Source organism: Paraburkholderia sp. BR10872 (assembly GCF_040965835.1).
Taxonomy (GTDB): domain Bacteria; phylum Pseudomonadota; class Gammaproteobacteria; order Burkholderiales; family Burkholderiaceae; genus Paraburkholderia; species Paraburkholderia nodosa_A.
The window spans coordinates 51,831-77,646 of record NZ_JBFRCN010000046.1 but is presented as its reverse complement, the minus strand read 5'-3'; the positions used below and the strand labels follow the sequence as shown (position 1 = coordinate 77,646).

Sequence of the window (25,816 nt, the reverse complement as noted above, 5' to 3'; positions counted from 1 at the left end):
TCAAGCTCGTGGGCGAGGAAACCTTCCGCCTGTGCCACCAGTATCTCGACGAAGTGCTCACGGTCGATACGGACGCCCTTTGCGCCGCGATCAAGGACGTCTTCCAGGACACGCGCAGCGTGCTCGAACCCGCAGGCGCACTGGCCGTGGCGGGCGCGAAGCAGTACGCGGAGCGCGAGGGCATCGAGGGGCAGACGCTGGTGGCGATCACCTCGGGCGCGAACATGAACTTCGACCGCATGCGCTTCGTGGCCGAGCGTGCCGAGGTGGGCGAGGCGCGCGAAGCGGTGTTCGCGGTGACGATCCCCGAGGAGCGCGGCAGCTTCAGGCGCTTCTGCGAGCTGGTCGGTACGCGCAGCGTGACCGAGTTCAACTACCGCATCGACGACGCCGAGCGCGCGCACATCTTCGTGGGCGTGCAGATCCGCAACCGCGGCGAGTCGCAGCAGATCGCGAAGACCTTCGTCGATCACGGCTTTCCGAGCGTCGATCTCACAGGCGACGAACTGTCGAAGCAGCACATCCGCTACATGGTGGGCGGACGCTCGCCGCTCGCGCACGACGAACGCCTGTTCCGCTTCGAGTTTCCGGAGCGCCCGGGTGCGCTCATGCGTTTCCTTTCGTCGATGGCGCCGAACTGGAACATCAGCCTGTTCCACTACCGCAACCAGGGCGCCGACTACAGCTCGATTCTGGTGGGCATCCAGGTGCCCGCCGCCGAAGACGCCGAGTTCCGCCGTTTCCTCGCCACGCTCGGCTATCCGCACTGGGAAGAGACGCAAAACCCGGCGTATCGGTTGTTCCTCGCGTAACGAGCGGCCATCGTGTCCGTATCGCTTTCCGACAAGCTCGTCGTCGCCATTTCGTCACGTGCGCTCTTCGATTTCGAGGAGGAAAACCACGTGTTCGAGGCCGGCGACCTGCGAGCCTACGAGGCGCTCCAGCGCGAGCGCCTGAACGTGCCCGCGCGGCCAGGCGTGGCGTTCGCGCTGATCCGCAAGCTGCTCGCGCTCAATGACGGCGCACATCACGTGGAAGTGGTGATCCTCTCGCGCAGCGATCCCATCAGCGGTCTGCGCGCGTTCAGTTCGTGCCGCGAGCACGGGCTCGACATTCAGCGCGGCGTGTTCACGCGCGGGCGCGAGCCCTGGCATTACCTCAAGCCGCTCAACGCGTCGCTATTTCTCTCCGCGAATCCGGCCGATGTGAAGAGCGCGCTCGACGCTGGATTCCCCGCTGCACGCGTCTTTCCAGAATCGGCGACAATGGCGGAACGCAACGCGCAAGAGATTCGCATTGCCTTCGACGGCGATGCGGTGCTGTTTTCCGACGAAGCCGAGCAGATTTTCCAGAGCAAGGGGCTTTCCGCCTTCGTGAGCCACGAGCGCGACAACCGCGAACTGCCGCTCGCGCAAGGCCCGTTGCAGCCGCTGCTCGCAGCGCTCAACCGTCTGCAGAAGCTCGCCGACGCGAACGCGCAAATGCGCATCCGCACCGCCCTCGTCACCGCACGTTCGGCGCCCGCGCACGAGCGCGCAATCCGTACGCTGATGGCCTGGAACATCGAGATCGACGAAGCGATGTTCCTTGGCGGACTCGACAAAGGCCCGTTCCTGCGCGAGTTCGAACCCGATTTTTTCTTCGACGACCAGATCCGCCATTGCGAATCCGCGCGCTCGGTCACGGCCACCGGGCACGTGGCAAGCGGCGTGACCAATCTCGCAACCGAAGCCAACGCATCATGACTCCCGATCAATCTCCGCTCGGCAAGGCCTCCACCTACACCGAGCAATACGACGCTTCGCTCCTCTTCCCGATCCCGCGCGCGGGCGCGCGCGAGCAGATCGGCATTGGCGCGCAACTGCCCTTCTTCGGCAGCGATATCTGGAACGCCTACGAGCTTTCGTGGCTCAACGCGCGCGGCAAGCCGCAGATCGCGATCGCCACGTTCTTCATTCCCGCCGACTCGCCGAACATCATCGAATCGAAGTCGTTCAAGCTCTATCTGGGCTCGTTCGCGCAAACGCCGTTCGAATCCGCCGAGGTGGTGCGCGAGACGATCAAGCGCGATGTGACGGCGGCCTGCGGCGCGTCGGTATCGGTGCGGCTCGAGCAGCCGGGCGCGTTCGGCAAGATCCCGTTCGAGGAATTCGAAGGGCTCTCGCTCGATCGCCTCGATCTCGACACGGAAATCTATCACCCGGAGCCGACGCTGCTCAAGGCGGCCTTCGACGAAGCCCCGGTAGAAGAAACGCTGATCTCGAACCTGCTCAAGTCGAACTGCCCGGTGACGGGCCAGCCCGACTGGGGCAGCGTGCAGATCCACTACGTCGGGCCGCAGATCGATCAGGCGGGCCTGTTGCGCTACATCATCTCGTACCGCAATCACACGGGCTTTCACGAGCAGTGCGCCGAGCGCATCTTCATGGACATCCTGCGCGAGTGCAAACCGGACCGGCTCGCTGTCTACGCGCGCTACACGCGGCGCGGCGGCCTCGACATCAATCCGTTTCGCACCAACTTCAACATGCCGATGCCGGATAACGCGCGGCTCGCTCGCCAGTAAGCCGAAGAAACGCAGACAATCAAAGGAAAACGCGCCGCAAAGACGGCGCGTTTTTCATTGGCGTGGCGATGCGACGGCGCTTCAATGCGGCAACTCGGCCGCCCCCATGCGCCGCGCAATCACGGCGGTGCGCTGCGCGAGATAGGCCGAGTTGCGATGCTCGTCGAAGTACCTGGGACGCGGCAGCATCACCGCGAGCCGCGCCGACTGCCACGGCGTGAGCTTCGCGGCGCTCGTGCGGTAGTAGTAGCGCGCGGCGGCTTGCGCACCGTACACGCCATTGCCCCACTCCACCGAATTCAGATAGATCTCGAAGATGCGTTCCTTGTCGAGCAGCGTCTGCAGCATCCACGTGATGACGAACTCCTGGCCCTTGCGGATGTAGCTCTGCTCGCGCGAGAGGAACAGGTTGCGCGCGAGCTGCTGCGTGATGGTCGAGCCGCCGCGCACGATATGGCCGCGCTGCTTGTTCCTTTCCCAAGCCTGGAGGATGGCGTCGGTTTCGTAGCCGTTGTTGTTGACGAAGTTCGCGTCCTCGGACGCGATGATCGCGCGCTTGAGGTTGCGCGAGGTCTGGTCGTACGGGACCCATTCGTGCTGAATCGAGAGACCGGGGCGGTCGGTGGAAAGACGCGCGGCGTCGGTGCGCATGAACGCCGTGGTTTGCGGATCGACGAAGTTCCAGAGCGCGATTTGCGCGAAGTAGAAGAGTTGCGTGGCGATCCACGCAATCGCGCACACCGAGACGACCCAGGTCAGCCAGCGCAGCGCGCCAGGACGTTTGCGCGACTGCGCGCGCCGCCCGCTGCCGCTCGCGACCGCCGCGGCCTGCGCACCGATGGCTTGCCTGCGCATGGCGTCGTCTCCGTTTTGTGCGAGAGGCGCCGGGCGTTACGCGGCCTGCGCGGCGAGCTGCGCGCGCAACGCCGCCAGCACCGGCGCGCCCTCGGGCCGCACGCCGCGCCACACGAAGAACGACTCGGCGGCCTGCTCGACCAGCATGCCAAGGCCGTCGGCCGCGCGCGCGCCGAGTGCCTGCGCGTGGCGCATGAACACGGTGGGCTGCGCGCCGTACATCATGTCGTAGGCGAGCGTACCGGTGCCGAACGCGCGCTCGTCACACTCGGGCAACGCCGCATCGAGGCTGCCCGCCGTCGCGTTCACGATCACGTCGTAAGGCTTGGGATCGACGTCTTGAGGACCGCCACCGTTGAGAATGCAGCCGAACTCGCCCGCCGCGCCTGCGAACTGTTCGATGAGCGCGTGCGCCTTGGGCGCCGTGCGGTTCACGATGGTGATCTCGCGGGGCCGGCGCTCGAGCATCGGCAGCACGACGCCGCGCGCCGCGCCGCCCGCGCCGAGCAGCAGCACGCGCGCGCCTTCGAGCGCAACGCCGAGGTTCACCTCGATGTCGCGCACGAGGCCGAAGCCGTCGGTGTTGTCGCCGAAGATGCCGTCCGCATCGAAGCGCAGCGTGTTCACCGCGGCCGCCGCCGCCGCTCGCGGCGAGAGCTTGTGCGCAAGCGCGTGCGCTTCCAGCTTGAACGGCACGGTCACGTTCAGGCCGCGCCCGCCAGCCGCGTGAAAGGCCTGCACGTGCTGGACGAAGCCGTCGAGCGGCGCGAGCAGGCGGTCGTATTCAACGCGCTCGCCCGTTTGCAGCGCGAACTGCGCGTGGATGTACGGCGACTTGCTGTGCGCCACCGGATTGCCGACTACGGCGTAGCGGTCGGCGTGCACAACAGGCTTCGACTCCCTGACGCTCATTCGCGCGGCTCCGTGGCGTGCTGTTCGCTCGATTGCTCTTCTGCCGCGGGCGCATCGCTTGCCGTCTCGCCGTCGGCGTCGCCCGCTTCTGCGACAGCTTCTGCTTCGCTTTGTGCGGATTCGTCGGCGGCTTCGATCAGCTCTTCGTCTTCGCCCGCATCCTCTTCGGCCTGCTCGCCGCTCGTCACGACGGGCGCATCGAGCACGCGCAGCATGCGCACCGAAGCCTCGATGGTCAGCTCGTCGATCGACAGCACTTCCATCATCAGGCGCGTGCCGCGCGCGTGCACGCCGAGTGCAGGCACGTGCATGAGCAGCGGCACTTCTTCGAAGCGCACCAGGTCGTCCTTCACCACGCTCGCCGGGAACTCGCGGCGCGGCTCGCGCCCAGCTTCACCGCGCATTTCCTGCTGCAACCAGCGCAGGCACCAGAAGTACTCCATGCGGCGCTGATGGTCGGCGTAAGCGGTGTAAGTCTCGTCGAAGCCCTGCACGACGGCGAACAGATCGGCGTCCTTGGGCTTGAACGGCGCGACGAGCTTGGCGGCCACGCCGTGCTCCACACAGGCGAGCAGCTGCCACTGGTTTACGAGGTCCACGTAGCGGCGCAGCGGCGAGGTGCTCCACGCATACTGCGCGACGCCGAGGCCTTCGTGCGGCGCGGCGTTGGTCTGCATGCGCGTGCGCTTGGGGCCGGTCGGCGCGCCGAACGCGCGCTGCGAGCGATAGATGCCCGGCACGCCATGGTCGTGCAGGAAAGCGCCCCACGTGGAGTTCGCGAGAATCGCCAGCTCCGCGACGATCAGGTCGAGCGGCGAGCCGCGGCGGCGCGGCGAGATGGTGACATGCTCGCCTTCCACGTAGAAGTTGAAGTCGGTGTTGCGCTGGACCTCGCGGCGCAGGCCGTAACCGGCGCGCGCCTGCTGGCGCTTCTCGAACAGGGCCTGCGCGAACGGCCACAGCACGGCGATGTCGTCCTTGTGCGGATACTCGCCCGTGCCCGCGGCGAGCGTCGCTTCGGTGACGACTTCGTCGAGCGTGTTGTGACGCAGATTGCTCTTCACGAACACGCGCTCGGCGCGCGTTTCGGTCGCGACGATCTCTTGTGTCTCGCGGTTCACGATGCAGTAGAGCGAAAGCGCCGGGCGCAGACCGCCTTCCTTGAGCGTGAAGGCGTCGACGAAATCGTCGGGCAGCATCGTGATCTTGTCGCCGGGCATGTAGACCGTCGAAAGACGCGTACGCGCGATCGTATCCGCCGTGTCGCCGCGCTGGATGCCAAGTGCGGGTGCCGCGATGTGAATGCCGATGCGCACGCGCCCGTCGGCCAGATGCTCGATCGAGAATGCGTCGTCGATTTCGGTCGTGGTGACGTCGTCGATCGAGAACGCCTGCACGTGCTCGGCGGCATCGGGCAGATCCTCGGGCAGCGTGCCCACTTCGACCGGCGGGAAGCCGGTGCCGTGCGGGAAAAAGTCCGCGAGGAAGCGTGCCTCGTGCAGCGCGCGCGGCGAAGCGATGCCGCCGTTTTCGAGCATGAGGCGCGGCATCGAAATGCCGCGCGCAGCGGCCGCCGCTTCGAGCGCCTTGTATTCGATCGAGTTCTTGTCCGGCTTCGTGAGGAGTCCGAGCGCCTTACCCTTGAACGCCTCGGGCAGTCCACCCGCCTTCAGCTCCTCCTCATAGCCGGCCTGCACCAGCGCCTGCTGACGCTTGCGCTCGAGCGAGGCCAGCGCCATCTTGAGCTGCTCTTCGGGCGCGCGCTGATACTGGCCGCGCCCCTTGCGGCGAAAGTACACGGGCGAGCCATGCAGGCGCAGCACGAGCGCGGCGCGCTCGACCGGACCGTAGGTCTCGCCGAAGTACTCGCTCGCAAGCGCCGTGTACGCAAATTCGTCGGCAGGCGCGCATTCCCACAGGAAGTCGAGATCGATCTCCTGGGCGGCGGCGTCCGCCCGCTCCAGCAGTTCGCTCGCAGCCGGCTTCTCGAACTCGATCAGCACGTCTTTTGCGCGCACCTTGGCGCGCCGGCCGCCCGGCAGCTCGACCTGAAATGCATCGCCCTGGCGCGACAGCACGCTGCCGGCCTTGAAACTGCCCGATTCCTCAAAGAAAACGTTCACTCAATACTCTCGTTCAGACTTGCTTCGACCGCCGGCGCGGCGCGCGGGCGGTGCTGTATACATATAGGCGTTCGCACGCATCAAGCGGCGTCGCAGAAACGGATCACTTCGTCGACGTAATCTGCGAACTCGCTGATGCCATGATCGCTGCCTTCGATCAGGTGTGTGGGCACACCCGGATAGTGCGCGAGCATCTCGCGGTAATCGAGCACTTCGTCGCCGGTCGCGGCGATCAGATAGTAGCGCGCGGTTTGCGTCACCGACGTAACGGCCAGCGCGCGCAACTCGTCCAGGTGACGCGGTTCGACGACGATGCTGCCGCCGCCGTGCCAGAGCGGCTGCTCGCCGAGATACTTCGACAGATCGCGGTCAGGCACCACCGCCGGGTTCAGCAGCGCGGCGCGCCAGCCGTGCTTTTCCGCGAGATGCGTGGCGAAGTAGCCGCCAAGCGAACTGCCGATGAGCGTGACGCGCTCGCCCGGCTTCATTTGCGCGCCGATCTCCTGCTCGGCGAGCGCAATCGCCTCGCGCGGCGAAACCGGCAGCGTCGGGCACAGCCATTCGCCGCTGCGTCCCAGCTCGGCCATGCGCGCCGCCAGGAGGCGCGCCTTGAACGACTGGGGCGACGAGCGAAAGCCGTGCAGATAGACGATCACGCCGCGCTCCGTGCCGAGAGCGCATCGAGCAGCTTTTGATGCACGCCGCCGAAGCCGCCGTTGCTCATCACGAGCACCTGGTCGCCAGGGCGGGCGGCTGCGACGACCGCCTTCACGAGCGCTTCGAGATCGTGGAAAGCGCGGGCCTTCTCGCCGAGCGGCGCAAGCGCACCGGCAAGATCCCAGCCGAGCGCGTCCTTGCCGCTCGGTGCGCCGTAGCCGAACACGAGGTCGGCGTCGGCGAGACTGGCGGGCAGTTGCGCCTTCATCACGCCGAGCTTCATCGTGTTCGAGCGCGGCTCGAGCACGGCGAGGATGCGCGTGTTTTCGTGACCGACGCGCGTGCGCAGGCCGGCGATCGTCGTTTCGATGGCCGTGGGATGGTGCGCGAAATCGTCGTAGACGGTCACGCCGTCAACGCTGCCGCGCACTTCCATGCGGCGCTTCACGTTGCGGAACGTGGCGAGCGAGGCCGCGGCCTGCGCAGGCGGCACGCCCACGCTGCGCGCGGCGGCGATCGCCGCGAGCGCGTTCAGGCGGTTGTGTTCACCCTGGATCTGCCAGTCCACCACGCCTGCACGTTCGCTGTTGTGATAGACGGCGAAGCGCTCGTCCACGGCCACGCCGTCTTCCGCCGGCAGCGCCTGCCAGCCGCCATCTACGCCGAAGCGCTCCACGTCGCTCCATACGCCGCGCGTGAGCACGCGTTCGAGCGCGTCCGAGCGGCCGTTCGTGACGATGCGGCCAACGCCCGGAATCGTGCGCACGAGATGATGGAACTGCGTTTCGATCGCCGCGAGATCGGGGAAGATGTCGGCATGATCGAATTCGAGGTTGTTGAGCAGCGCCGTGCGCGGACGGTAATGAACGAACTTCGAGCGCTTGTCGAAGAACGCCGTGTCGTACTCGTCGGCTTCGATCACGAAGAAGCTCGAATCGGTCAGGCGCGCCGACACGCCGAAGTTCAGCGGCACGCCGCCGATCAGGAAGCCGGGATTCAGGCCCGCGTCTTCGAGCAGCCACGTGAGCATCGAGCTCGTGGTGGTCTTGCCGTGCGTGCCCGCCACCGCGAGCACCCACTTGTCGCGCAGCACGTGGTCGCCGAGCCACTGCGGACCCGACGTGTACGGCAAGCCGCGATTGAGGATCTCCTCCATCAGCGGGTTGCCGCGCGTGACCACGTTGCCGATCACGTAGAGATCGGGATTGAGTTCGGTCTGGCTCGCGTCGTAACCCTCGATGAGGCGGATGCCCTGCGCTTCGAGCTGGGTGCTCATCGGCGGGTACACGCCGGCGTCGCAGCCGGTCACCGTGTGGCCCGCGCTGCGCGCGAGCACCGCGAGTCCGCCCATGAACGTGCCGCAGATGCCGAGGATATGGATGTGCATAAGCCTGTCGCGCCGCGCGGGCGTCGTGAACGCGTTGATCGGATTGATCAGGTTGAAAAGGACGGAGAAGCTGGAACGTCGGCAGTCCTGCGCCGCCGCAGCAAAGAACGGGTATTGTACCCGAGGCCCTGAGCCCTATTGGCTCGACCTCGGTCCCCGCAGCGACGGAAAATCCCTGCGCACCCGGCAGCGGACGCGGCGCAGTGGCTGCGTGCAGGAGCCAGGGCGATCTCTAGTATCATTAAAAGATGGTTCGCAGATCACATTTCGATCCCCAGCGCGTGCGCGAGGAAATCGCCATCGCGGCAGCAAGGATGATCGCCGAGGACGGCCTCGACTACGCCACCGCCAAACGCAAGGCCGCCCGGCAGGTGGTGGGGGAAACGCGCATCGAAGGCACCTGGTTGCCCGACAACGATCAGATCGAGGAAGAGATCCGCGAATATCAGGCCCTCTTTCAAAGCGACAGCCAGCCTGCGGTGCTGCGCCGCCTGCGCGAGATCGCGCTCGAATGGATGCAGCGGCTCGATGCGTTCAATCCGTTTCTGACCGGTGCGGTGCTCAACGGCACGGCGGGCGAGCACTCCGACATCCATCTGCAGATTTTCTGTGACAACGCGAAGGATGTCGCGATCTGGCTCCTGAATGCGAACGTGCAGTACGACGTGTCGGAGACGCGCCATTTCGCGGCGCGCGGCCTCGTGGAAACTCTCAGCTTCATGTGGCGCCCGTCACGCGCCGAGGAGCCGGTGGGCATCCACGTTGCGCTCTACAATACGGACGACTTGCGCGGCGCCGTGCGCGCCGACGCGCGTGGCAGGCTGCCGCGCGCCAATGCGCAGGCCCTCCAGGCGCTGATCGACGAGAGTGGCGCCACTTCTTCCACAACCTGATAACGGCAGCGATGAATACGAAGCGGATTCTGGCCGGCGTGGCAGTGGCGGCAATCGCCGCAGGCGGCGGCATACTGGCTGGGCACTGGGCAACGAGCGGCAGCGCCGACGCGGCCGATGCGACCTCGGTAAGCGCGGCGTCGGCGGGCGGCAAGCAGAATGCGCTCACCCAGCTCTGGTCGGCAGCAGTCACGAACCCGGACGGCAAGGCGCAATCGCTCGCCATCTACAAGGGCCGGCCGATCGTGGTCAACTTCTGGGCTTCCTGGTGCGGCCCGTGTGTGGAGGAAATGCCGGAGCTTTCCGCGCTCCAGCGCGAGTACGCGAAGAAGGGAATTCAATTCGTCGGCGTCGGCGTGGATTCGGCCGCGAACATCAAGACGTTCCTCAAGAAGGTGCCCGTCGATTACCCAATCTACATCGCCGGTTTCGGCGGCGCGGATGTCGCACGCGCGTTCGGCAACAGCGCGGGCGGCTTACCTTACACGGTCGTAATCGACGCGAACGGCGCCGTTCGTGCGACAAAATTAGGGCAAATCAAGCCGGACGAGCTTCGGCGCACCCTCGACGCGCTTTGACGCAGCAGATCGTCTGACAAGATCTTAGGCGCTGTAGCAGGTTTTTGCCATGAAAATCCTGCCATTTGACCGGAGATCAACCCAAACCCTCGCCGCACGGCGTAGTCGGGGCCATATCCCTTTATCGGAAAACTAGACAAATTTCTCTAATCGGCGCTAAAGTTCGCGCAATTCCACGGAAAAAGAAGCGACCATGACGCGACTGCTGGTTCTGCACGGCCCCAACCTCAATCTTCTCGGCACCCGGGAACCGGAGGTGTATGGGCGCGTGACGCTGCCGCAGATCGATCAAGCGCTCTCGGACCGTGCAGGGGACGCCGGCGTCGAACTCGCGACCTTCCAGAGCAATCACGAAGGCGCACTTGTCGACCGCATTCAGTCGGCTCGCACCGAGCAGACCGACTTCATCCTGATCAACCCGGCCGCGTACACGCATACGAGCGTGGCGATCCGGGATGCGCTGGCAGGCGTCGGCATCCCGTTCGTCGAGATTCACTTGTCGAACGTGCATCGCCGCGAGTCCTTCCGGCACCATTCGTATTTTTCCGACCAGGCCGAAGGTGTGATTTGCGGCCTCGGCTGGAAGGGTTATCTCTACGCGCTCGAATACGCGCTCGACCGGCTCGCTGCCCGGTCGGCGGCCTGATTCCTGCGTCGGATGACCGTCAATACCTGAACAACAACCCGTGTCGGGACGCGCGCGCCCCGGCACTTCACGTATTCAAAGTAAAAGGGGCTGCACCATGGATCTACGTAAGCTGAAGACTCTGATCGACCTCGTCTCCGAATCGGGCATCTCGGAGCTCGAAGTGACCGAGGGTGAAGGCAAGGTGCGCATCGTCAAGAACGCGCCGCCCGTTTACGTGCAGCCTGGCCCCGCGCAATACGCGGCGCCGGCCATGGGTGCCCCGCTCGCAGCGCCCGCCCATGTGGGCGAAGCTGCCGCTGCGGCTCCCGCCGCGCCCCCCGTGCCGCAAGGCCACGTCGTGACCTCGCCGATGGTGGGCACGTTCTACCGCGCGCCGTCGCCGGGCGCCGACCCGTTCGTCCAGGTTGGCGACACGGTCAAGGAAGGCCAGACGCTTTGCATCATCGAGGCGATGAAGCTGCTCAACGAGATCGAGTCGGACACGGCCGGCGTGGTCAAGGAAATCCTCGTCGAGAACGGTCAGGCAGTCGAATACGGCCAGCCGCTCTACGTGATCGCCTAAGCTTTTCTGCGCGCGGCGGCGGCCTTCTTTTTTGGCCGCCGCCGCGTTTGTCGCGTTTGGCGCCCCATGACGGCGACGCACGCGACCGATCCTCTGAGGCGTACGCACATACGACTTGCGACGCCCTTTGATGAGTCGAATACCCACCATGTTTGAAAAAATCCTCATTGCCAATCGTGGCGAAATCGCGCTCCGCATCCAGCGCGCATGCCGCGAACTCGGCGTCAAGACGGTCGTCGTCTATTCGGAAGCCGATAAGGAAGCCAAGTACGTGAAGCTCGCGGACGAGGCGGTCTGTATCGGCCCGGCGCCTTCGAACCTCTCCTATCTGAACATGCCGGCGCTCATCAGCGCGGCCGAAGTCACCGACGCAGAAGCGATCCACCCCGGTTACGGCTTCCTCTCCGAGAACGCCGATTTCGCCGAGCGTGTCGAGCAGTCGGGCTTCACGTTCATCGGCCCGCGCCCGGAAACGATCCGCATGATGGGCGACAAGGTCACGGCGAAGCAGACCATGATCAAGACCGGCGTGCCCTGCGTGCCGGGCTCGGAAGGCGCGCTGCCCGACGATCCGAAGGAAATCGTGAAGATCGCGCGCGCGATCGGCTACCCCGTCATCATCAAGGCGGCGGGCGGCGGCGGCGGGCGCGGCATGCGCGTCGTACATACGGAAGCGGCGCTCGTGAACGCGGTCAACATGACCCGCGAGGAAGCCGGCCGTGCGTTCGGCAACCCGCAGGTCTACATGGAGAAGTACCTCGAGAACCCGCGTCACATCGAAATCCAGATTCTCGCGGACTCGTTCAAGAATGCCGTGTGGCTCGGCGAGCGCGACTGCTCCATGCAGCGCCGCCACCAGAAGGTGATCGAGGAAGCGCCGGCGCCGGGCATCGCGCGCCGCCTGCTCGATCGCATCGGCGATCGCTGCGCCGACGCCTGCAAGAAGATGGGCTACCTCGGTGCGGGCACGTTCGAGTTCCTGTATGAAAACGGCGAGTTCTACTTCATCGAGATGAACACGCGCGTGCAGGTCGAGCACCCGGTCACCGAGCTGATCACGGGCATCGACATCGTGCAGGAGCAGATCCGCATTGCTGCGGGCGAAAAGCTCTCGTTCCGCCAGCGCGACATCCAGTTGAAGGGTCACGCGATCGAGTGCCGTATCAACGCGGAAGATCCGTTCAAGTTCACGCCGTCGCCGGGCCGTCTCACGTCGTGGCACATGCCGGGTGGCCCTGGCGTGCGCGTCGACTCGCATGCCTACAATGGCTATTTCGTGCCGCCGAACTATGATTCGATGATCGGCAAGCTGATCACCTACGGCGCCACGCGCGAGCAGGCTATTCAGCGCATGCGCATCGCGCTCTCGGAAATGGTGGTCGAAGGCATCCAGACCAACATCCCGCTGCACCGCGAGCTGATGCTCGATGCGAAGTTCGTCGAGGGCGGCACGAGCATTCACTACCTCGAAAGCCGTCTGGCCGAACGTCAGGCAGTGAAGAAGGACGAAGCGTAACTCATGAGCTACCGGGAACTGATCGTCGAGCTCGAGCGTGACCGCGCGGAAGAACTTTCCGACGCGCTGATCGAGCTTGGCGCCCTCTCGGTGTCGGTGGAAGATGCCGACGCCGACACGCCCGACGAGCAGCCGCTCTTCGGCGAGCCGGGCTTAACGCCCGAGCGCACTGCGTGGCAGCATTCGCGCGTAATTGCGCTGATCGGCGCCGATCAGGATCCCGCCGTGCTGCTCATGGCCGCTTCGAACGAGCTGGGTCTCACGCAAACGCCGAAGTTCTCGCTGCGCGAAGTCGAGGAGCAGGACTGGGTGCGTCTGACGCAATCGCAGTTCGACCCGATCCAGATCGGCGAGCGCATCTGGGTCGTGCCGTCGTGGCACGATGCCCCGGACCCGAACGCGCTCGTGCTCGAGCTGGACCCGGGCCTCGCGTTCGGCACAGGCAGCCATCCCACCACGCGTCTGTGCATGGAATGGCTCGAACAGCACGTGCAGCCGGGCAATTCGCTGCTCGATTACGGCTGCGGATCGGGCATCCTCGCGATCCTCGCGAAGAAGTGCGGAGCGAATCCGGTGATCGGCATCGACATCGACCCGCAGGCGGTCGAGTCGGCGCGCCACAACAGCGAGCGCAATCGCGCGGCGGTCACCTACGGCCTGCCCGACGATTGCCCCGCCGGCGAGTTCGACATCGTCGTCGCCAATATTCTGTCGAATCCGCTCAAGCTGATGGCCTCGATGCTCTCGTCGCGCGTGAAGCCGGGTGGGCGCATCGCACTTTCGGGCATTCTCGCGCGCCAGGCCGAGGAAGTCGCGCAGGTGTACGCGCAGTGGATCGAGATCTCGGGCTGGCGCGAACACGAAGGCTGGGTCTGCCTCGCGGGCACGCGGCGCGCCTAGTCCCTTCCCGTTCCGATCAGGCTCGCACGAGCCTGATCGCGCCCCAAGCGGCAAGACCGAAGTCGTAGACTGCGGTGGATTGCCAGTAGAATGCGGGTATCACCAATCCTCCGGTCTACCCAGATCTTCGGCCCACATGCTTCTGGCAACGCGCTGCCCCTTCTGTGAAACCGTATTCCGCATCCAGCCAACGCAGCTCGCCGTGCGGCGAGGCCTCGTGCGTTGCGGACATTGTCAGGAAGCGTTCGACGCGTCGGGCAGTTTGTACGAGATGCCCGAAGGGGGCGACTTCACGCGCGCGGTGCCCCTTGCAGCCGAAATCGCGGCCAGCCTGACCTCGCCGCCATCGGAGCCCCCTTCGCGCTTTGCCGCGCAGCCCGCTTCGGAACCCGCCTCACAATTCGCATCGCAGTCTGCATCACAAGCCACATCGCAGCAGCCCGATGATCAGGCGTATCAACCCGCAGCAGCAACGCCATCGCAAGAGCCGCCCCCCACGCTGGGCGCCACACCCAATTTCACGAATCGCACGTGGGACCCGTGGGCGCCGCCGCAGGACAGCCAGCGCGATCCGCGCCTGAAATACGACGCCGACAAACTGCCTGGGGCAAGCGTTGCCCGCGGCGCCTCGCCTGAAATTACGCCCGGAGCCGAGTCGCGGGTCGCCTTCGACGACGAACCGACGCCTGGACGCGCTCCACAAGATGCGCCGCGTGCGCCGGCGGCACCTGCAGCAGAATCGGTACCGCCCCCCCGGCAGCCCGCAGCCGCCGAACCCTTCCCGCCCGCCGCGCGCTGGACGCGCAGCGAGCCGAACCTGGGCACGAGCGGCCCGAAAGAGCCGACCTTTTCGGCCAACGAAGCATCGGCTGCGGCTCGCATGAACGACCCTGAGCCCGCGCTCGGTCCCCGCACCCGCGAAGCCGCGCCAGAGCCCGCGTTCAGCGCGCTCTCGCCCAACGACGGCGCCTCACCCTTCGCCGTCACCCGCGAAGCGCCCGCCCGCCCGCGCGGTTCGCGCGGCCTCGTCTGGCGCATTCTCGGCACGCTCATCGCCATCCTGCTGTTTGCGCTGCTCGTCGTGCAGCTCGCGTGGTGGCAGCGTGAAACGGTCATGGTCTACTGGCCCGACTCGCAGTCGCTCTATCAGCAGGCGTGCGAGCAGCTTGGCTGCCGCGTGCTGCCGCCGCGCGACATCGACGGTCTGCTGGTCGAGCCGTCCGATCTGCGCCAGGTCGACAACGAGCCGCATCACCTCGAACTGAAGGTGCCGCTGCGCAACCGCTTCAACGTGGCGCTCGCATACCCCGCCATCGAGCTGTCGCTGCTCGACCGGCAGAACAACATCGTCGTGCGGCGCGTGCTGTGGCCGCAGGACTACGTCACGCCCGGCACGTCCATCGAAGCCGGTTTGCCCGCACGCACCACGCAGACCATGATCGTGCGGCTCGACACGGGCGACGTGGTGGCGTCGAACTTCCGCATCGAGATTTTCTACCCCTGATTTTCCGTCTGTACGCGGGTGCACTGGCGTGCCCCGCGCATTTCCCGGCGTCCCGTATCGCGCGGGTGCGCCATTCACCACACCATGCATTCCCGGAGAGCACATCATGAGTCAAGTCACGCTAGGCGGTAACCCGATCGACGTCGCCGGCACGTTCCCGAGCGTCGGCCAGAAGGCCCCGGCGTTCTCGCTCGTCGGCAAGGATCTGAAGCCTGTCTCGCTCGCCGATTTCGCCGGCAAGCGCAAGGTGCTGAACATCGTGCCGAGCCTCGACACGCCGACCTGCGCCACCTCCACGCGCAAATTCAACGAAGCCGCCGCCGGCCTGAGCAACACGGCTGTCGTCGTGATCTCGGGCGACCTGCCGTTCGCCGCCGCGCGCTTCTGCACGACCGAAGGCATCGCCAACGTCGTCACGGCCTCGACCTTCCGCGGCCATGAATTCGCGCAAGCCTATGGCGTGGACGTGACGAGCGGCCCGCTCACCGGTCTGACCGCGCGCGCCGTCGTCGTGCTCGACGAAAACGACAACGTCCTGCACGCCGAGCGCGTGAGCGAAATCAAGAATGAACCGGACTACGACGCCGCACTCGCCGCGCTGAAGTAATCCGGCGGCGGCGCACACGCGCCTCGCGCCTGCGCTTTCAGATCAATGCGCAGGCGACGCGCAGGCCGGTGCGCCGCCCCCTTTCCCTACCACGCCCTACAGGAATTTCCGCCTTGGCTACGCTGATCTGCGGCTCGCTCGCCTACGACAACATCATGACCTTCGAGGGTCGCTTTCGGGAGCACATCCTGCCCGAGCAGGTGCACATCCTGAACGTGAGCTTTCTCGTGCCGACGATGCGCCGCGAGTTCGGCGGCTGTGCCGGCAACATCGCGTACGCGCTCAATCTGCTCGGCGGCGACGCCCGCATCATGGCGACGCTCGGCGCAGCCGACGCGCGCCCGTACCTCGAACGCCTCGACACGCTCGGCCTCTCGAAGGCGCACGTGCGCGTGCTGGAGGATACGTGGTCCGCGCAGGCGATGATCACGACTGACCTCGAGAACAACCAGATCACCGCGTTCCACCCGGGCGCGATGATGCAATCGCATTTGAACCGCGCCGACGAAGCGCCCGGCATCAAGCTCGGCATCGTCGCGCCGGACGGCTTCGACGGCATGGTCCAGCACGTCGAGCAGTTCGCGAAGGCCGGCGTGCCGTTTATCTTCGATCCGGGCCAGGGCCTGCCGCTCTTCGACGGCGCTTCTTTGCGCCGCGCGATTGAACTTGCGACCTACGTAGCGGTCAACGACTACGAAGCCAATCTTGTCAGCCATCGCACCGGCTGGTCGTTCGACGAAATCGCCAGCCATGTCGACGCGCTGATCATCACGCGCGGCGAGCATGGCTCGCAGATCTACCACAGCGGCAAGACCGAGGAAATTCCTCCGGTCAAGGCCGCTCAGGTGCTCGATCCGACCGGCTGCGGCGACGCTTTCCGCGGCGGCCTGCTCTACGGCATCGAGAACGGCCTCGACTGGGCAACCACGGGGCGTCTCGCGAGCCTGATGGGCGCGCTCAAGATCGAGCATCTCGGTCCGCAAAACTATGCGCCTACGCGAGCGCAGATCAACGAACGGTTCAAGGAGGCATTCGGCTACGAACTGCCGAACTGAACGCGGGAGCCGCACACGAACGGCGCCCATTGGAGCTACGGGAATGAAAATAACAAGTCGTCTGATTGTTGCAGCCATGCTCGCGGGGTCGCTCGCGATGTCGGGCTGCGCCTATAACAGCAGTTCCGCCGATGTGTACACGGCCTCGCAGGCGCAGCGCGAGCAATCGGTGCGCATGGCCACGGTCGAAAGCGTGCGCGCGGTGAAGATCAGCTCCAACAACGGCCAGCCTAGCGGCCTTGGCGCGGTCGGTGGCGGCGCGCTCGGCGCGGTCGCCGGCAGCCGGATCGGCGGCGGCACGGGCTCGATCGTCACCGGCATCATCGGCGGCATTGCGGGCGCCGTGGCCGGCAACGCGGTCGAGAACGGCGTGGCCATGCGCGACGGCCTCGAGATCACGGTGCGCCTCGACAACGGCGACTACCGCGCCATCACGCAATCGGCGACCGGCGAAGTGTTCAACGCGGGCGAGCGCGTGCGGCTGCTCTCGAGCGGCGGTGTGACGCGCGTCACCCACTAAAGCTTTCCCCTGTACCGCAGCGGCGCCTCGCGCCGGATGCGGAACCTCAGGCGCATGTGCTCCCCTGTGCATGCGCCTTTTTTCATGCCCGCACGCGGCATGCAGGCGCCCTCACCCCGACTATTACGAACTCCAGACGAAAAAATCCCGCCGCGGACAACCCAGCGACGGGATTGGGATCGAGCCTGGCGCGCCATGCCGCCCGGCCCGGCCAACGAAGCGCGCGTACGATGCAGCCTGCGCGCTTCGTCTCGGACTGCTTACGGACGGCTGCCGGTCGGGAACGGCCATGCTGCGGCCGGATTCAGGGCAGTCTTGACCGTTGCTGCGGGCGCGGACGGTTGCGCAGCAGGGGCAGCAGGTGCGGCAGCGGCCTTCGCAGGCGCCTTCTTGGCAGCCTTCTTGGCGGCAGCCTTCTTCGCAGGCGCAGCCTTCTTGGCAGCAGCCTTCTTCGCAGGCGCCTTCTTGGCTGCAACCTTCTTCGCAGCGACCTTCTTGGCGGCGGCCTTCTTCGCCGGTGCTGCCTTCTTCGCAGCAACCTTCTTCACGGCGACTTTCTTGGCTGCAACCTTCTTCGCTGCGGCCTTCTTCGCCGGTGCTGCCTTCTTCGCAGCGACCTTCTTCACGGCGACTTTCTTGGCTGCAACCTTCTTCGCTGCGGCCTTCTTCGCCGGAGCTGCCTTCTTCGCTGCAACCTTCTTCACGGCGACTTTCTTGGCTGCGACCTTCTTGACCGCGACCTTCTTCGCTGCGGCCTTCTTCGCCGGAGCTGCCTTCTTCGCTGCAACCTTCTTCACTGCGGCCTTCTTAGCCGCCGGTTTCTTCTTGGCAGTAGCCATTTTTTTCTCCTTCAGGTTCAGATGAGAGTCAGTTCAAACTACACCCTTCGTCAAAACCCGCTTCCCGCGAACGCTTCTCACGGCGCACGCTGCGAAGCGGGCTATTCATCGGCGTACGCTGATCCCGCGCGCTTACGCTAATGAATGCGGTAAGGCGCGCCGTGCCACGAGGCACAGCGCGCCAAGTCATTCCGGCGTCGGCTACCGACACCGGGCAACGTTCGTTGAAAGCGGCGGCCTCACGACACGCGAAGCCTGCGCGCTTTTCCGGGGGGAAGTTTGCCCATCCCTCTGAAGGGTTCGCAAAGTGCCTGTCACGTCGGTGAGCCAGCCTGGCTCCGGGCATGCTTTGCATCAGGCGTTCCTGCTCCTAATCATCATGCCGGTCGAGGCGCCTGCACGGCGCCTCGCGGCAACCCCAAAAGACTTGCACCGCAGTGCGCCCGGGTCATTCCCAGGACAGCGCACCACCCGTCTGATATTCGATCACGCGCGTCTCGAAGAAGTTGCGCTCCTTCTTCAAGTCGATCATCTCGCTCATCCACGGGAACGGATTCTCTTCGTTCGGGAACAGCTGATCGAGACCGATCTGCTGGCAACGGCGGTTGCAGATGAAGCGCAGATAGCTCTTGAACATCGATGCGTTCAGACCGAGCACGCCGCGAGGCATGGTGTCCTCGGCGTAGCGGTACTCGAGGTCGACCGCATGCTTGAACAGTTCGGTGATTTCCGCACGGAACGCCGGGGTCCACAGGTGCGGGTTTTCAAGCTTGATCTGGTTGATGAGGTCGATGCCGAAGTTGCAGTGCATCGACTCGTCACGCAGGATGTACTGGTACTGCTCAGCGGCGCCGGTCATCTTGTTCTGGCGGCCGAGCGCGAGAATTTGCGTGAAGCCAACGTAGAAGAACAGGCCTTCCATGATGCAGGCGAACACGATGAGCGACTTGAGCAGGTTCTGATCGGCTTCGAGCGTGCCGGTCTTGAACGACGGATCAGTCAGCGTCTGGATGAACGGGATCAGGAACTCGTCCTTGTCGCGGATCGACTTGACCTCGTGGTACGCGTTGAAGATCTCGCTCTCGTCCAGACCCAGCGACTCGACGATGTACTGGTAGGCGTGCGTGTGGATCGCCTCTTCGAACGCCTGGCGCAGCAGGAACTGGCGGCATTCGGGCGCCGTGATGTGCCGGTAGGTGCCGAGCACGATGTTGTTCGCGGCGAGCGAGTCGGCGGTCACGAAGAAGCCGAGGTTGCGCTTGACGATGCGGCGCTCGTCCTCGGTCAGACCGTTCGGGTCCTTCCACAGGGCGATGTCGCGGGACATGTTGATTTCCTGTGGCATCCAGTGGTTCGCGCAGCCTGCCAGGTATTTTTCCCAAGCCCACTTGTACTTGAACGGCACCAACTGATTCACGTCGGTCTGGCCGTTGATGATGCGCTTGTCGGCGACATTCACGCGCGCTTCGGTCGAGACCGGCGCTTGCGGCGGCGGTGCAACGGCGAAGTCGCTGGCGAAGATGTTGGTCGCCATGGAAGCCTGAGGAGCGGAACGCAGACCAAACTGCACCTCGGCAGCCTGGACAGCCTGACCCGCAGGGTTGCGCATTGCGTTTTGCTGCGCACCGCTCGACGGAGTTACGGCCGTGATCTCGTCATCCCAGTTGAGCATAAATGTCACCATCAATTTAGATCGGTTTGTACCATCTTTTCGTGAGCGATAAAAGGGTTCGCACACGAAAAATCCTGTTTTCGATTCGCGTTGCGACCTCGATACAACACTTTGTTATCGCATCGTGTCGATTGCATCGCGTGAGCACTGTGTAGAGAGCACTGATTCGTCGTGCTCACTTCGCATGTGCGATGTGCTTCGAAGGTCTTCGCGACATCGAGAGCGTGTGTGAAAGACGGGGTTCGCCGCGCGCTTTTCTCTCGCGCTGCGAGCGCGTTTTCACTCGCCGCTCACTGCCTGCCGCGCGCGGCGCTGGAAGCTCGCGCGGCCTTGAGTCTTGTCCCTGCGAGAAACTCCAGGGATTCCTTCCTGTTGCCTCTTTCGCGTACCGCAACGCGCGTGGTGCGAGTTGCCGGGAGAGCCGGCGCGCATTGCGCGCGCCTCGTTCGTTGTTACATCTCGCTACGACTGCTTCGACTACTGTTTACTACTGATGCTGCGGTCCTCGCATGATGCGAGCGGCGTTGCACCGCACGCATCATGCGCAGCCAGCTTTACTGGCAAGCCTCGCACTCTTCGAAGCCGGGGTCGCCCGGACGCATCATGCACACCGGACCATCGGCTTCCGGCGCCGCCTCAACCGCGGCTTGCGGTGCGGCCTGCATCGTGGTCGAGCCTGCTGCACCGCCGAATGCGCCGCCCGTTGCACCGCCGAACGCGCCGCCTGCATTGCCGCCGCCTTCGCCGCCCGTCGGCACGGCGTTGAGCGCGCCGTGCGCAACCGTCGACTTCTCGACGTGCGTCGCCCCCATCGTGCGCAGGTAGTACGTGGTCTTCAGACCGCGCACCCATGCGAGCTTGTAGATCTCGTCGAGCTTCTTGCCCGATGCGCCCGCCATGAAGATGTTCAGCGACTGCGCCTGATCGATCCACTTCTGACGACGCGATGCGGCTTCGACGAGCCACGTCGGGTCGACTTCGAACGCCGTTGCATACACAGCGCGTAGATCGGCCGGCACGCGGTCGATGCGCGAGAGCATGCCGTCGAAGTACTTCAGGTCGGCGACCATGACTTCGTCCCACAGGCCGCGCGCCTTCAGGTCGCGCACCAGGTAGTCGTTCACCACCGTGAATTCGCCCGAGAGGTTCGACTTCACATAGAGGTTCTGGAACGTCGGCTCGATGCAAGGCGACACGCCGATGATGTTCGAGATGGTCGCGGTCGGGGCGATCGCGATGCAGTTCGAATTGCGCATGCCGTGCGTCGCGATGCGCTCGCGCAGCGACGTCCAGTCCATCGATTCGCTCGAGTCGACTTCGACGTAGCCGCCGCGTGCTTCGGCGAGCAGCTTGAGCGTGTCCTGCGGGAGGATGCCGCGATCCCACAGCGAGCCGCGGTAGGTCGAGTAGCGGCCGCGCTCGGCTGCCAGCTCCGTCGACGCCCAGTACGCGTAGTAGCAGACGGCTTCCATCGAGCGGTCGGCGAACTCCACGGCTTCCTGCGAAGCAAACGGCGTGCGCAGAACGTGCAGGCAGTCCTGGAAGCCCATGATGCCCATGCCCACCGGACGGTGCTTCAGGTTCGAGTTGCGCGCCTTCGACACCGCGTAGTAGTTGATGTCGATGACGTTATCGAGCATGCGCATCGCCACTCTGATGGTGCGCTTGAGCTTGTCGTGGTCGAGCGCGAACGTGCCGTCGGCCTGTTCCACCATGTGCGCGACGAGGTTCACCGAGCCCAGGTTACACACGGCGATTTCGCTGTCGCTGGTGTTCAGCGTGATTTCCGTACACAGGTTCGACGAGTGGACGACGCCCACGTGCTGCTGCGGCGAACGGATGTTGCACGGATCCTTGAACGTGATCCACGGGTGACCCGTTTCGAACAGCATGCCGAGCATCTTGCGCCACAGTTGCGCGGCCGGCAGCTTCTTGAACAGCTTGATCTCGCCGCGCGCGACCTTTTCTTCGTAAGCCGTGTAAGCCTGTTCGAACTCGGCGCCGAACTTGTCGTGCAGATCCGGGCAGGTCGAGGGCGAGAAGAGCGTCCAGTCGCCGCCTTCCATCACGCGCTTCATGAACAGGTCGGGAATCCAGTTCGCCGTGTTCATGTCGTGGGTGCGGCGGCGGTCGTCACCCGTGTTCTTGCGCAGCTCGAGGAATTCTTCGATGTCGAGGTGCCACGATTCCAGGTAGGCGCACACCGCGCCCTTGCGCTTGCCGCCCTGGTTCACGGCGACAGCCGTGTCGTTCACGACCTTCAGGAACGGCACGACGCCTTGCGACTTGCCGTTGGTGCCCTTGATGTGCGAGCCGAGCGCGCGCACGCGCGTCCAGTCGTTGCCCAGACCGCCGGCGAACTTCGAGAGCAGCGCGTTGTCCTTGAGCGCTTCGTAGATGCCGTCGAGGTCGTCGGCAACCGTCGTGAGGTAGCACGACGAGAGCTGCGAGCGATGCGTGCCCGAGTTGAACAGCGTGGGCGTGGACGACATGAAGTCGAACGACGAGAGCACGTTGTAGAACTCGATCGCGCGCGCTTCGCGGTCGATCTCGTTGAGCGAGAGGCCCATCGCGACGCGCATGAAGAATGCCTGGGGCATTTCGATGCGCGTGCCGCCGACGTGCAGGAAGTAGCGGTCGTACAGCGTCTGCAGACCGAGGTAGCCGAACTGCAGGTCGCGGCTCGCGTCGAGCGCGTTGCCGAGACGCTTGAGGTCGAACTGCTGGAGCTTGTCGTCGAGCAGGCCCGCTTCCACGCCGCGCTTGATGAACTGCGGGAAGTAGTCGGCGTAACGCACGGCCATTTCGGCTTGCGTCACTTCCTCTTCGAGAATTTCGCGACGGATCGTGTGCAGCAGGATGCGCGAGGTCACCTGGCTATACGCCGGGTCCTTTTCGATCATCGTGCGCGCAGCGAGGATGGCCGAGTCGTAGACCTGGCTCATCGGCACGCCGTCGTACAGATTCTTGACCGTCTCCGCGACGATCGGGTCGGCGTTGACCGCGTCGCCGAGACCGTCGCACGACGAGTCGATCAGCGCGCGCAGCGCCTGCATGTCGAGCGGGCGCGTCACGCCGTTGTCCGTGACGTTGATGCCGGGCGCTGCGCTCGCTGCCGTTTCCGGCGCGTTGGCGCGCTCCTGGTTGCGCTTCTCGCGATACAGCACGTAGGCGCGCGCGACGTTGTGCTCGCCGCCGCGCATCAGCGCGAGTTCGACCTGATCCTGGATGTCTTCGATGTGGAACGTGCCGCCGTTCGGACGGCTGCGCACGAGTGCGCGCACGACGTTCTGCGTGAGCTGTTCGACGAGCTCGCGAATGCGCGCAGACGCCGCGCCCTGGCCGCCGTTCACGGCGAGGAAGGCCTTCGTCATCGCGATCGCGACTTTCGAAGGTTCGAACGACACCACGCTACCGTTGCGGCGAATCACCTTGTGGTCGGCGAACTGCTGCGCGCTCGTCTGGCCGTCTTGCGGTTGGCCACCCAGCGTGTGCGCGGCGGGCGCGCCTTCATACCGGGTCGAGACGTTATCGGTCGTTTGCATGTGCAAAGCTCCTGGGTCCTGGAAAGGTGCGAAGAGAGTTCGCGGATTAAGACGGACGCCGACGTCGTGCCCCCGTGTGCACGCTCGATCGGGCAGAGAAAAAAGTCCAGCCTGGCGAGGCTGCCGGATGCGACAAGGCAGATGAATCACGGACTGCTTCGGTCTTCATCGTGGATGTCGCGATCATTGGCTGTACCTTCTCTCTCGATTACAGCCGGTGCGCCGGTTCTCTCGGCCGGCGGCACCGTACAAAGTTTCTGTTTTTTCTATGCCGGTAACGCGCGCGGCGCCTTGCGAGTGAAGCGGGGCGCCGCGGTACAACACAACATATGGTGTGAAGCCTTGTTTCGGGTACCAAGTATAGTGGAAGAAACAGTACGATCAAATGGCTTTTTTTGCTGGTCCTATCTTGACAAGACCACAAGCCAAGCGGCGCGGGGCCTGGCGGCGAACGCCCCTTCGAGTGGTCTGCGAGGCGCGCGCGAAGACCCTGCGTTTGCGCGCAAAAGGTGCTTATTTCTTGTGCAGCTTGAGAGGGTTCAGCAGGCGATCGAACGTGTCACGACGCCGCGTCCTGCGCGCCGTGCCCCTGGATATAGGGGAAGCTGGCATCGGCGAGCTGCGTATCGTGTTTGAGGCGCGCCCAGTCGAAGTGCGGGCCGGGATCGGTCTTGCGCCCGGGCGCGATGTCCGAATGGCCCGCCAGCGCCTCGATCGGATAGTGCGCGACGAGCGCCTTCACGAGCGCCGCGAGCGTCGCGTATTGCGGCGCCTCGAAGGCCGTCGTGTCGCTGCCTTCCAGTTCGATGCCGATGGCGAAATCGTTACAGCGCTCGCGCCCGAAGAAGCTCGACGCGCCCGCGTGCCACGCGCGCTCGTCACACGAGACGAACTGCTCGAGCGTGCCATCGCGATGAATGACGAAGTGCGCCGAGACGCGCACGCCGCGCAGGTTGGCGTCGAAGTACGGATGCGCGTCGCAGTCGAGGCGGTTGAGGAAGAGATCGGCGATCTCGGGGCCGCCGAAGACGTTGGGCGGCAGGCTGATGTTGTGGACGACGATGAGCGTCGGCACGGCGCCTGGCGGGCGGGCCTCGAAGTTGGGCGAAGGCAGTTGGCGCGCGCCGGGCACCCAGCCCTGCGCATCGACTGCGTACGCGCGCGATCCTGGCAGTCCTGGCGATCCAGCAGCGCTCATCGTGCGGGGCGATCCTGGGCCGTGGTGCGCGCGTCCCAGGCACGCGCGTGCTCGGAACTGCAGAACGAGCGCGCGCCGGCATTCACCGATTCACTGCGCGGCGCATGCACGCCACACTCGGCGCAGCGCACCATCGGCTCGGGCAGCGCAGCCTTGCCGCTCGTGCTCGCGCCGCCAGTGGCGCTTTGCGCGGCGCCCTGCCCCGGCTGCGCGCCCTGTCCCGGTTGCGCACCGGCGCGCGTTTGCGTCTGCGCACGGCGCAGCGCCTTGACGAACCACTGTCCGACCACGAACAGCAGGACGAGGAGAAGAATCTGTCTCATCGGAACACGCGACTCACACGACTCAAACCACAGGGCGGTGCAGCAGCACCTCGAAGACGAAACGGCTGCCCACATAAGCGAGCAGCAAGGCGATGAACGATGCGATCACCCAGCGCAGCGCAGCGCGGCCGCGCCAGCCGGAAATCTTGCGCGCGGTGAGCAGCGCGCCGAACATCAGCCACGAAAGAATCGCGAAGACGGTCTTGTGATCGAGCGAAAGCGGCCGGTCGATCAACTGCTCGCTGAACACGATGCCCGAGACGAGCGTGGCCGTGAGCAGCACGAAGCCCGCGCCGATCAGGCGGAACAGCAGCTTTTCCATCGTGAGTAGCGGCGGCAGCGTCTCGATCCAGTTCGAGAGCCAGCCGCCGCCGCGATTGCCCGCGTTGCGCTGGAAGCCGGCGCCCTTGAGCGCATGCAGCCGGCGCTCGACGGCGAGCATCAGCACCGCATGCAGCGCGGCGATCGCGAAGAGCCCGTAGGCGATGTTCGCGATGACGAAGTGCAGCTTGAACATCGGCGCGGCCGCGTAGGGCAGCACGCGCACGCCGCCGAACACGAGCGGCAGGATCGACGCGACGGCCGCCAACGGCAGCAGCAACAGACGCAGGCCGTCGAGCGAAAAGAAAAAGCTCTCGATCCAGTAGATGCCCGCGCCGAGCCAGAACATGGCCGACAACGCGAAGGCGAAGCCGAACACCATTTCGTTGGCGGGGAAGATCGTCATGTGCAGGAGCACGCCGTGCGCGGCGAGCGCGGCGAACAGCAGCGCGCGCGAAAGCGGGCCGAAGGTCCGCGCGCGCAGGGCGTCGCCGCCCGCGCCGAGCGTCACCGGAACGGGAGGCACGCTGCCGAGCAGCGGCGCGGTGCCCGCGCGGCGCAGCGCGCGCCAGTCGGCGGCGCACAATCCGCCGTACAGGAGCACGGTGAGGGCATACAGTACAATATCCATGTT

General features: G+C 65.2%; 25 protein-coding genes. 13 read left to right on the top strand and 12 right to left on the bottom strand.

Annotated features, from left to right (window positions below; genetic code table 11):
- From ilvA to queF, 3 genes are all read left to right on the top strand, one after another.
- Positions 1–812 (top strand): threonine ammonia-lyase, biosynthetic (gene ilvA, locus AB4Y43_RS29590; RefSeq protein ID WP_368729410.1); only part of this gene is annotated, 812 nt, incomplete at its 5' end.
- 12 nt (positions 813–824) lie between these two features.
- Entirely contained in the window at positions 825–1,745 is a 921-nt protein-coding gene (locus AB4Y43_RS29585; RefSeq protein WP_368682254.1) for a 5'-nucleotidase, read from the top strand.
- Positions 1,742–2,566, top strand: coding sequence for an NADPH-dependent 7-cyano-7-deazaguanine reductase QueF (queF, locus tag AB4Y43_RS29580; protein WP_069268529.1), 825 nt, complete (start codon positions 1,742–1,744; stop codon positions 2,564–2,566). Before AB4Y43_RS29585 ends, queF begins: the two co-directional genes overlap by 4 nt.
- 81 nt (positions 2,567–2,647) lie before the next feature.
- Here queF and mtgA read toward each other — a convergent pair whose 3' ends face one another.
- From mtgA to mpl, 5 genes are all read right to left on the bottom strand, one after another.
- The gene (mtgA, locus tag AB4Y43_RS29575; RefSeq protein ID WP_368729409.1) at positions 2,648–3,421 is read right to left on the bottom strand and encodes a monofunctional biosynthetic peptidoglycan transglycosylase; all 774 of its coding nucleotides are present in this window, start codon (positions 3,419–3,421) and stop codon (positions 2,648–2,650) included.
- Positions 3,422–3,457: 36 nt separating this feature from the next.
- Positions 3,458–4,333: a shikimate dehydrogenase gene (aroE, locus tag AB4Y43_RS29570; RefSeq protein ID WP_368729408.1), complete on the bottom strand. Its 876-nt coding sequence runs from the start codon at positions 4,331–4,333 to the stop codon at positions 3,458–3,460.
- Positions 4,330–6,456 carry a ribonuclease catalytic domain-containing protein gene (locus tag AB4Y43_RS29565; protein WP_368729407.1) on the bottom strand — a complete coding sequence of 709 codons (2,127 nt, stop codon included), beginning with the start codon at positions 6,454–6,456 and terminating at the stop codon, positions 4,330–4,332. Before AB4Y43_RS29565 ends, aroE begins: the two co-directional genes overlap by 4 nt.
- An 80-nt stretch (positions 6,457–6,536) precedes the next feature.
- Entirely contained in the window at positions 6,537–7,112 is a 576-nt protein-coding gene (locus AB4Y43_RS29560) for a YqiA/YcfP family alpha/beta fold hydrolase (RefSeq protein ID WP_368729406.1), read from the bottom strand.
- Positions 7,109–8,500, bottom strand: coding sequence for a UDP-N-acetylmuramate:L-alanyl-gamma-D-glutamyl-meso-diaminopimelate ligase (mpl, locus tag AB4Y43_RS29555; RefSeq protein WP_133182944.1), 1,392 nt, complete (start codon positions 8,498–8,500; stop codon positions 7,109–7,111). The genes AB4Y43_RS29560 and mpl overlap by 4 nt, the downstream gene beginning before the upstream one ends.
- Before the next feature lie 248 nt (positions 8,501–8,748).
- Here mpl and AB4Y43_RS29550 point away from each other — a divergent pair, with 248 nt between their 5' ends.
- The 10 genes from AB4Y43_RS29550 to AB4Y43_RS29505 all read left to right on the top strand — a co-directional run bounded on the left by AB4Y43_RS29550 (position 8,749) and on the right by AB4Y43_RS29505 (position 17,284).
- Positions 8,749–9,393, top strand: a complete 645-nt coding sequence (locus AB4Y43_RS29550; protein WP_069268523.1) for a UDP-N-acetylmuramate--alanine ligase — start codon at positions 8,749–8,751, stop codon at positions 9,391–9,393.
- 11 nt (positions 9,394–9,404) lie between these two features.
- Positions 9,405–9,971, top strand: coding sequence for a TlpA disulfide reductase family protein (locus AB4Y43_RS29545; RefSeq protein ID WP_342948395.1), 567 nt, complete (start codon positions 9,405–9,407; stop codon positions 9,969–9,971).
- Positions 9,972–10,164: 193 nt separating this feature from the next.
- The gene (gene aroQ / locus AB4Y43_RS29540) at positions 10,165–10,617 is read left to right on the top strand and encodes a type II 3-dehydroquinate dehydratase (protein WP_069268521.1); all 453 of its coding nucleotides are present in this window, start codon (positions 10,165–10,167) and stop codon (positions 10,615–10,617) included.
- 97 nt (positions 10,618–10,714) lie between these two features.
- A complete protein-coding gene (gene accB, locus AB4Y43_RS29535; RefSeq protein ID WP_069268520.1) occupies positions 10,715–11,182 on the top strand; it encodes an acetyl-CoA carboxylase biotin carboxyl carrier protein in 468 nt (155 codons plus the stop codon).
- 148 nt (positions 11,183–11,330) lie between these two features.
- Positions 11,331–12,698, top strand: coding sequence for an acetyl-CoA carboxylase biotin carboxylase subunit (gene accC, locus AB4Y43_RS29530; protein ID WP_028214031.1), 1,368 nt, complete (start codon positions 11,331–11,333; stop codon positions 12,696–12,698).
- A 3-nt stretch (positions 12,699–12,701) separates the two neighbouring features.
- Positions 12,702–13,598, top strand: a complete 897-nt coding sequence (gene prmA, locus AB4Y43_RS29525; protein ID WP_368729405.1) for a 50S ribosomal protein L11 methyltransferase — start codon at positions 12,702–12,704, stop codon at positions 13,596–13,598.
- Positions 13,599–13,734: 136 nt separating this feature from the next.
- A complete protein-coding gene (locus AB4Y43_RS29520; protein ID WP_368729404.1) occupies positions 13,735–15,102 on the top strand; it encodes a DUF3426 domain-containing protein in 1,368 nt (455 codons plus the stop codon).
- Between the two features lie 106 nt (positions 15,103–15,208).
- Positions 15,209–15,709, top strand: coding sequence for a thiol peroxidase (gene tpx / locus AB4Y43_RS29515; protein WP_368729403.1), 501 nt, complete (start codon positions 15,209–15,211; stop codon positions 15,707–15,709).
- Between the two features lie 113 nt (positions 15,710–15,822).
- Positions 15,823–16,764: a carbohydrate kinase family protein gene (locus AB4Y43_RS29510; protein ID WP_368729402.1), complete on the top strand. Its 942-nt coding sequence runs from the start codon at positions 15,823–15,825 to the stop codon at positions 16,762–16,764.
- A gap of 43 nt (positions 16,765–16,807) precedes the next feature.
- Positions 16,808–17,284: a glycine zipper 2TM domain-containing protein gene (locus tag AB4Y43_RS29505; RefSeq protein WP_069268516.1), complete on the top strand. Its 477-nt coding sequence runs from the start codon at positions 16,808–16,810 to the stop codon at positions 17,282–17,284.
- A gap of 260 nt (positions 17,285–17,544) precedes the next feature.
- Here AB4Y43_RS29505 and AB4Y43_RS29500 read toward each other — a convergent pair whose 3' ends face one another.
- From AB4Y43_RS29500 to AB4Y43_RS29470, 7 genes are all read right to left on the bottom strand, one after another.
- Positions 17,545–18,123, bottom strand: coding sequence for a histone H1-like DNA-binding protein (locus tag AB4Y43_RS29500; protein ID WP_069268515.1), 579 nt, complete (start codon positions 18,121–18,123; stop codon positions 17,545–17,547).
- 28 nt (positions 18,124–18,151) lie between these two features.
- Positions 18,152–18,478 (bottom strand): hypothetical protein, encoded by a 327-nt coding sequence (locus AB4Y43_RS29495; protein WP_083245612.1) that lies wholly within the window; start codon positions 18,476–18,478, stop codon positions 18,152–18,154.
- A gap of 93 nt (positions 18,479–18,571) precedes the next feature.
- A complete protein-coding gene (locus AB4Y43_RS29490) occupies positions 18,572–19,795 on the bottom strand; it encodes a ribonucleotide-diphosphate reductase subunit beta (RefSeq protein WP_069268532.1) in 1,224 nt (407 codons plus the stop codon).
- A gap of 554 nt (positions 19,796–20,349) precedes the next feature.
- Complete coding sequence (locus tag AB4Y43_RS29485) at positions 20,350–23,340, bottom strand: ribonucleoside-diphosphate reductase subunit alpha (RefSeq protein ID WP_368729401.1); 2,991 nt, start codon at positions 23,338–23,340, stop codon at positions 20,350–20,352.
- A gap of 559 nt (positions 23,341–23,899) precedes the next feature.
- A complete protein-coding gene (gene ampD / locus AB4Y43_RS29480) occupies positions 23,900–24,538 on the bottom strand; it encodes a 1,6-anhydro-N-acetylmuramyl-L-alanine amidase AmpD (protein WP_342948390.1) in 639 nt (212 codons plus the stop codon).
- Positions 24,535–24,861 (bottom strand): PP0621 family protein, encoded by a 327-nt coding sequence (locus AB4Y43_RS29475; RefSeq protein ID WP_368729400.1) that lies wholly within the window; start codon positions 24,859–24,861, stop codon positions 24,535–24,537. The genes ampD and AB4Y43_RS29475 overlap by 4 nt, the downstream gene beginning before the upstream one ends.
- Positions 24,862–24,883: 22 nt before the next feature.
- Positions 24,884–25,813, bottom strand: coding sequence for an inner membrane protein YpjD (locus tag AB4Y43_RS29470; RefSeq protein WP_368605976.1), 930 nt, complete (start codon positions 25,811–25,813; stop codon positions 24,884–24,886).
- Positions 25,814–25,816: the final 3 nt, after the last annotated feature.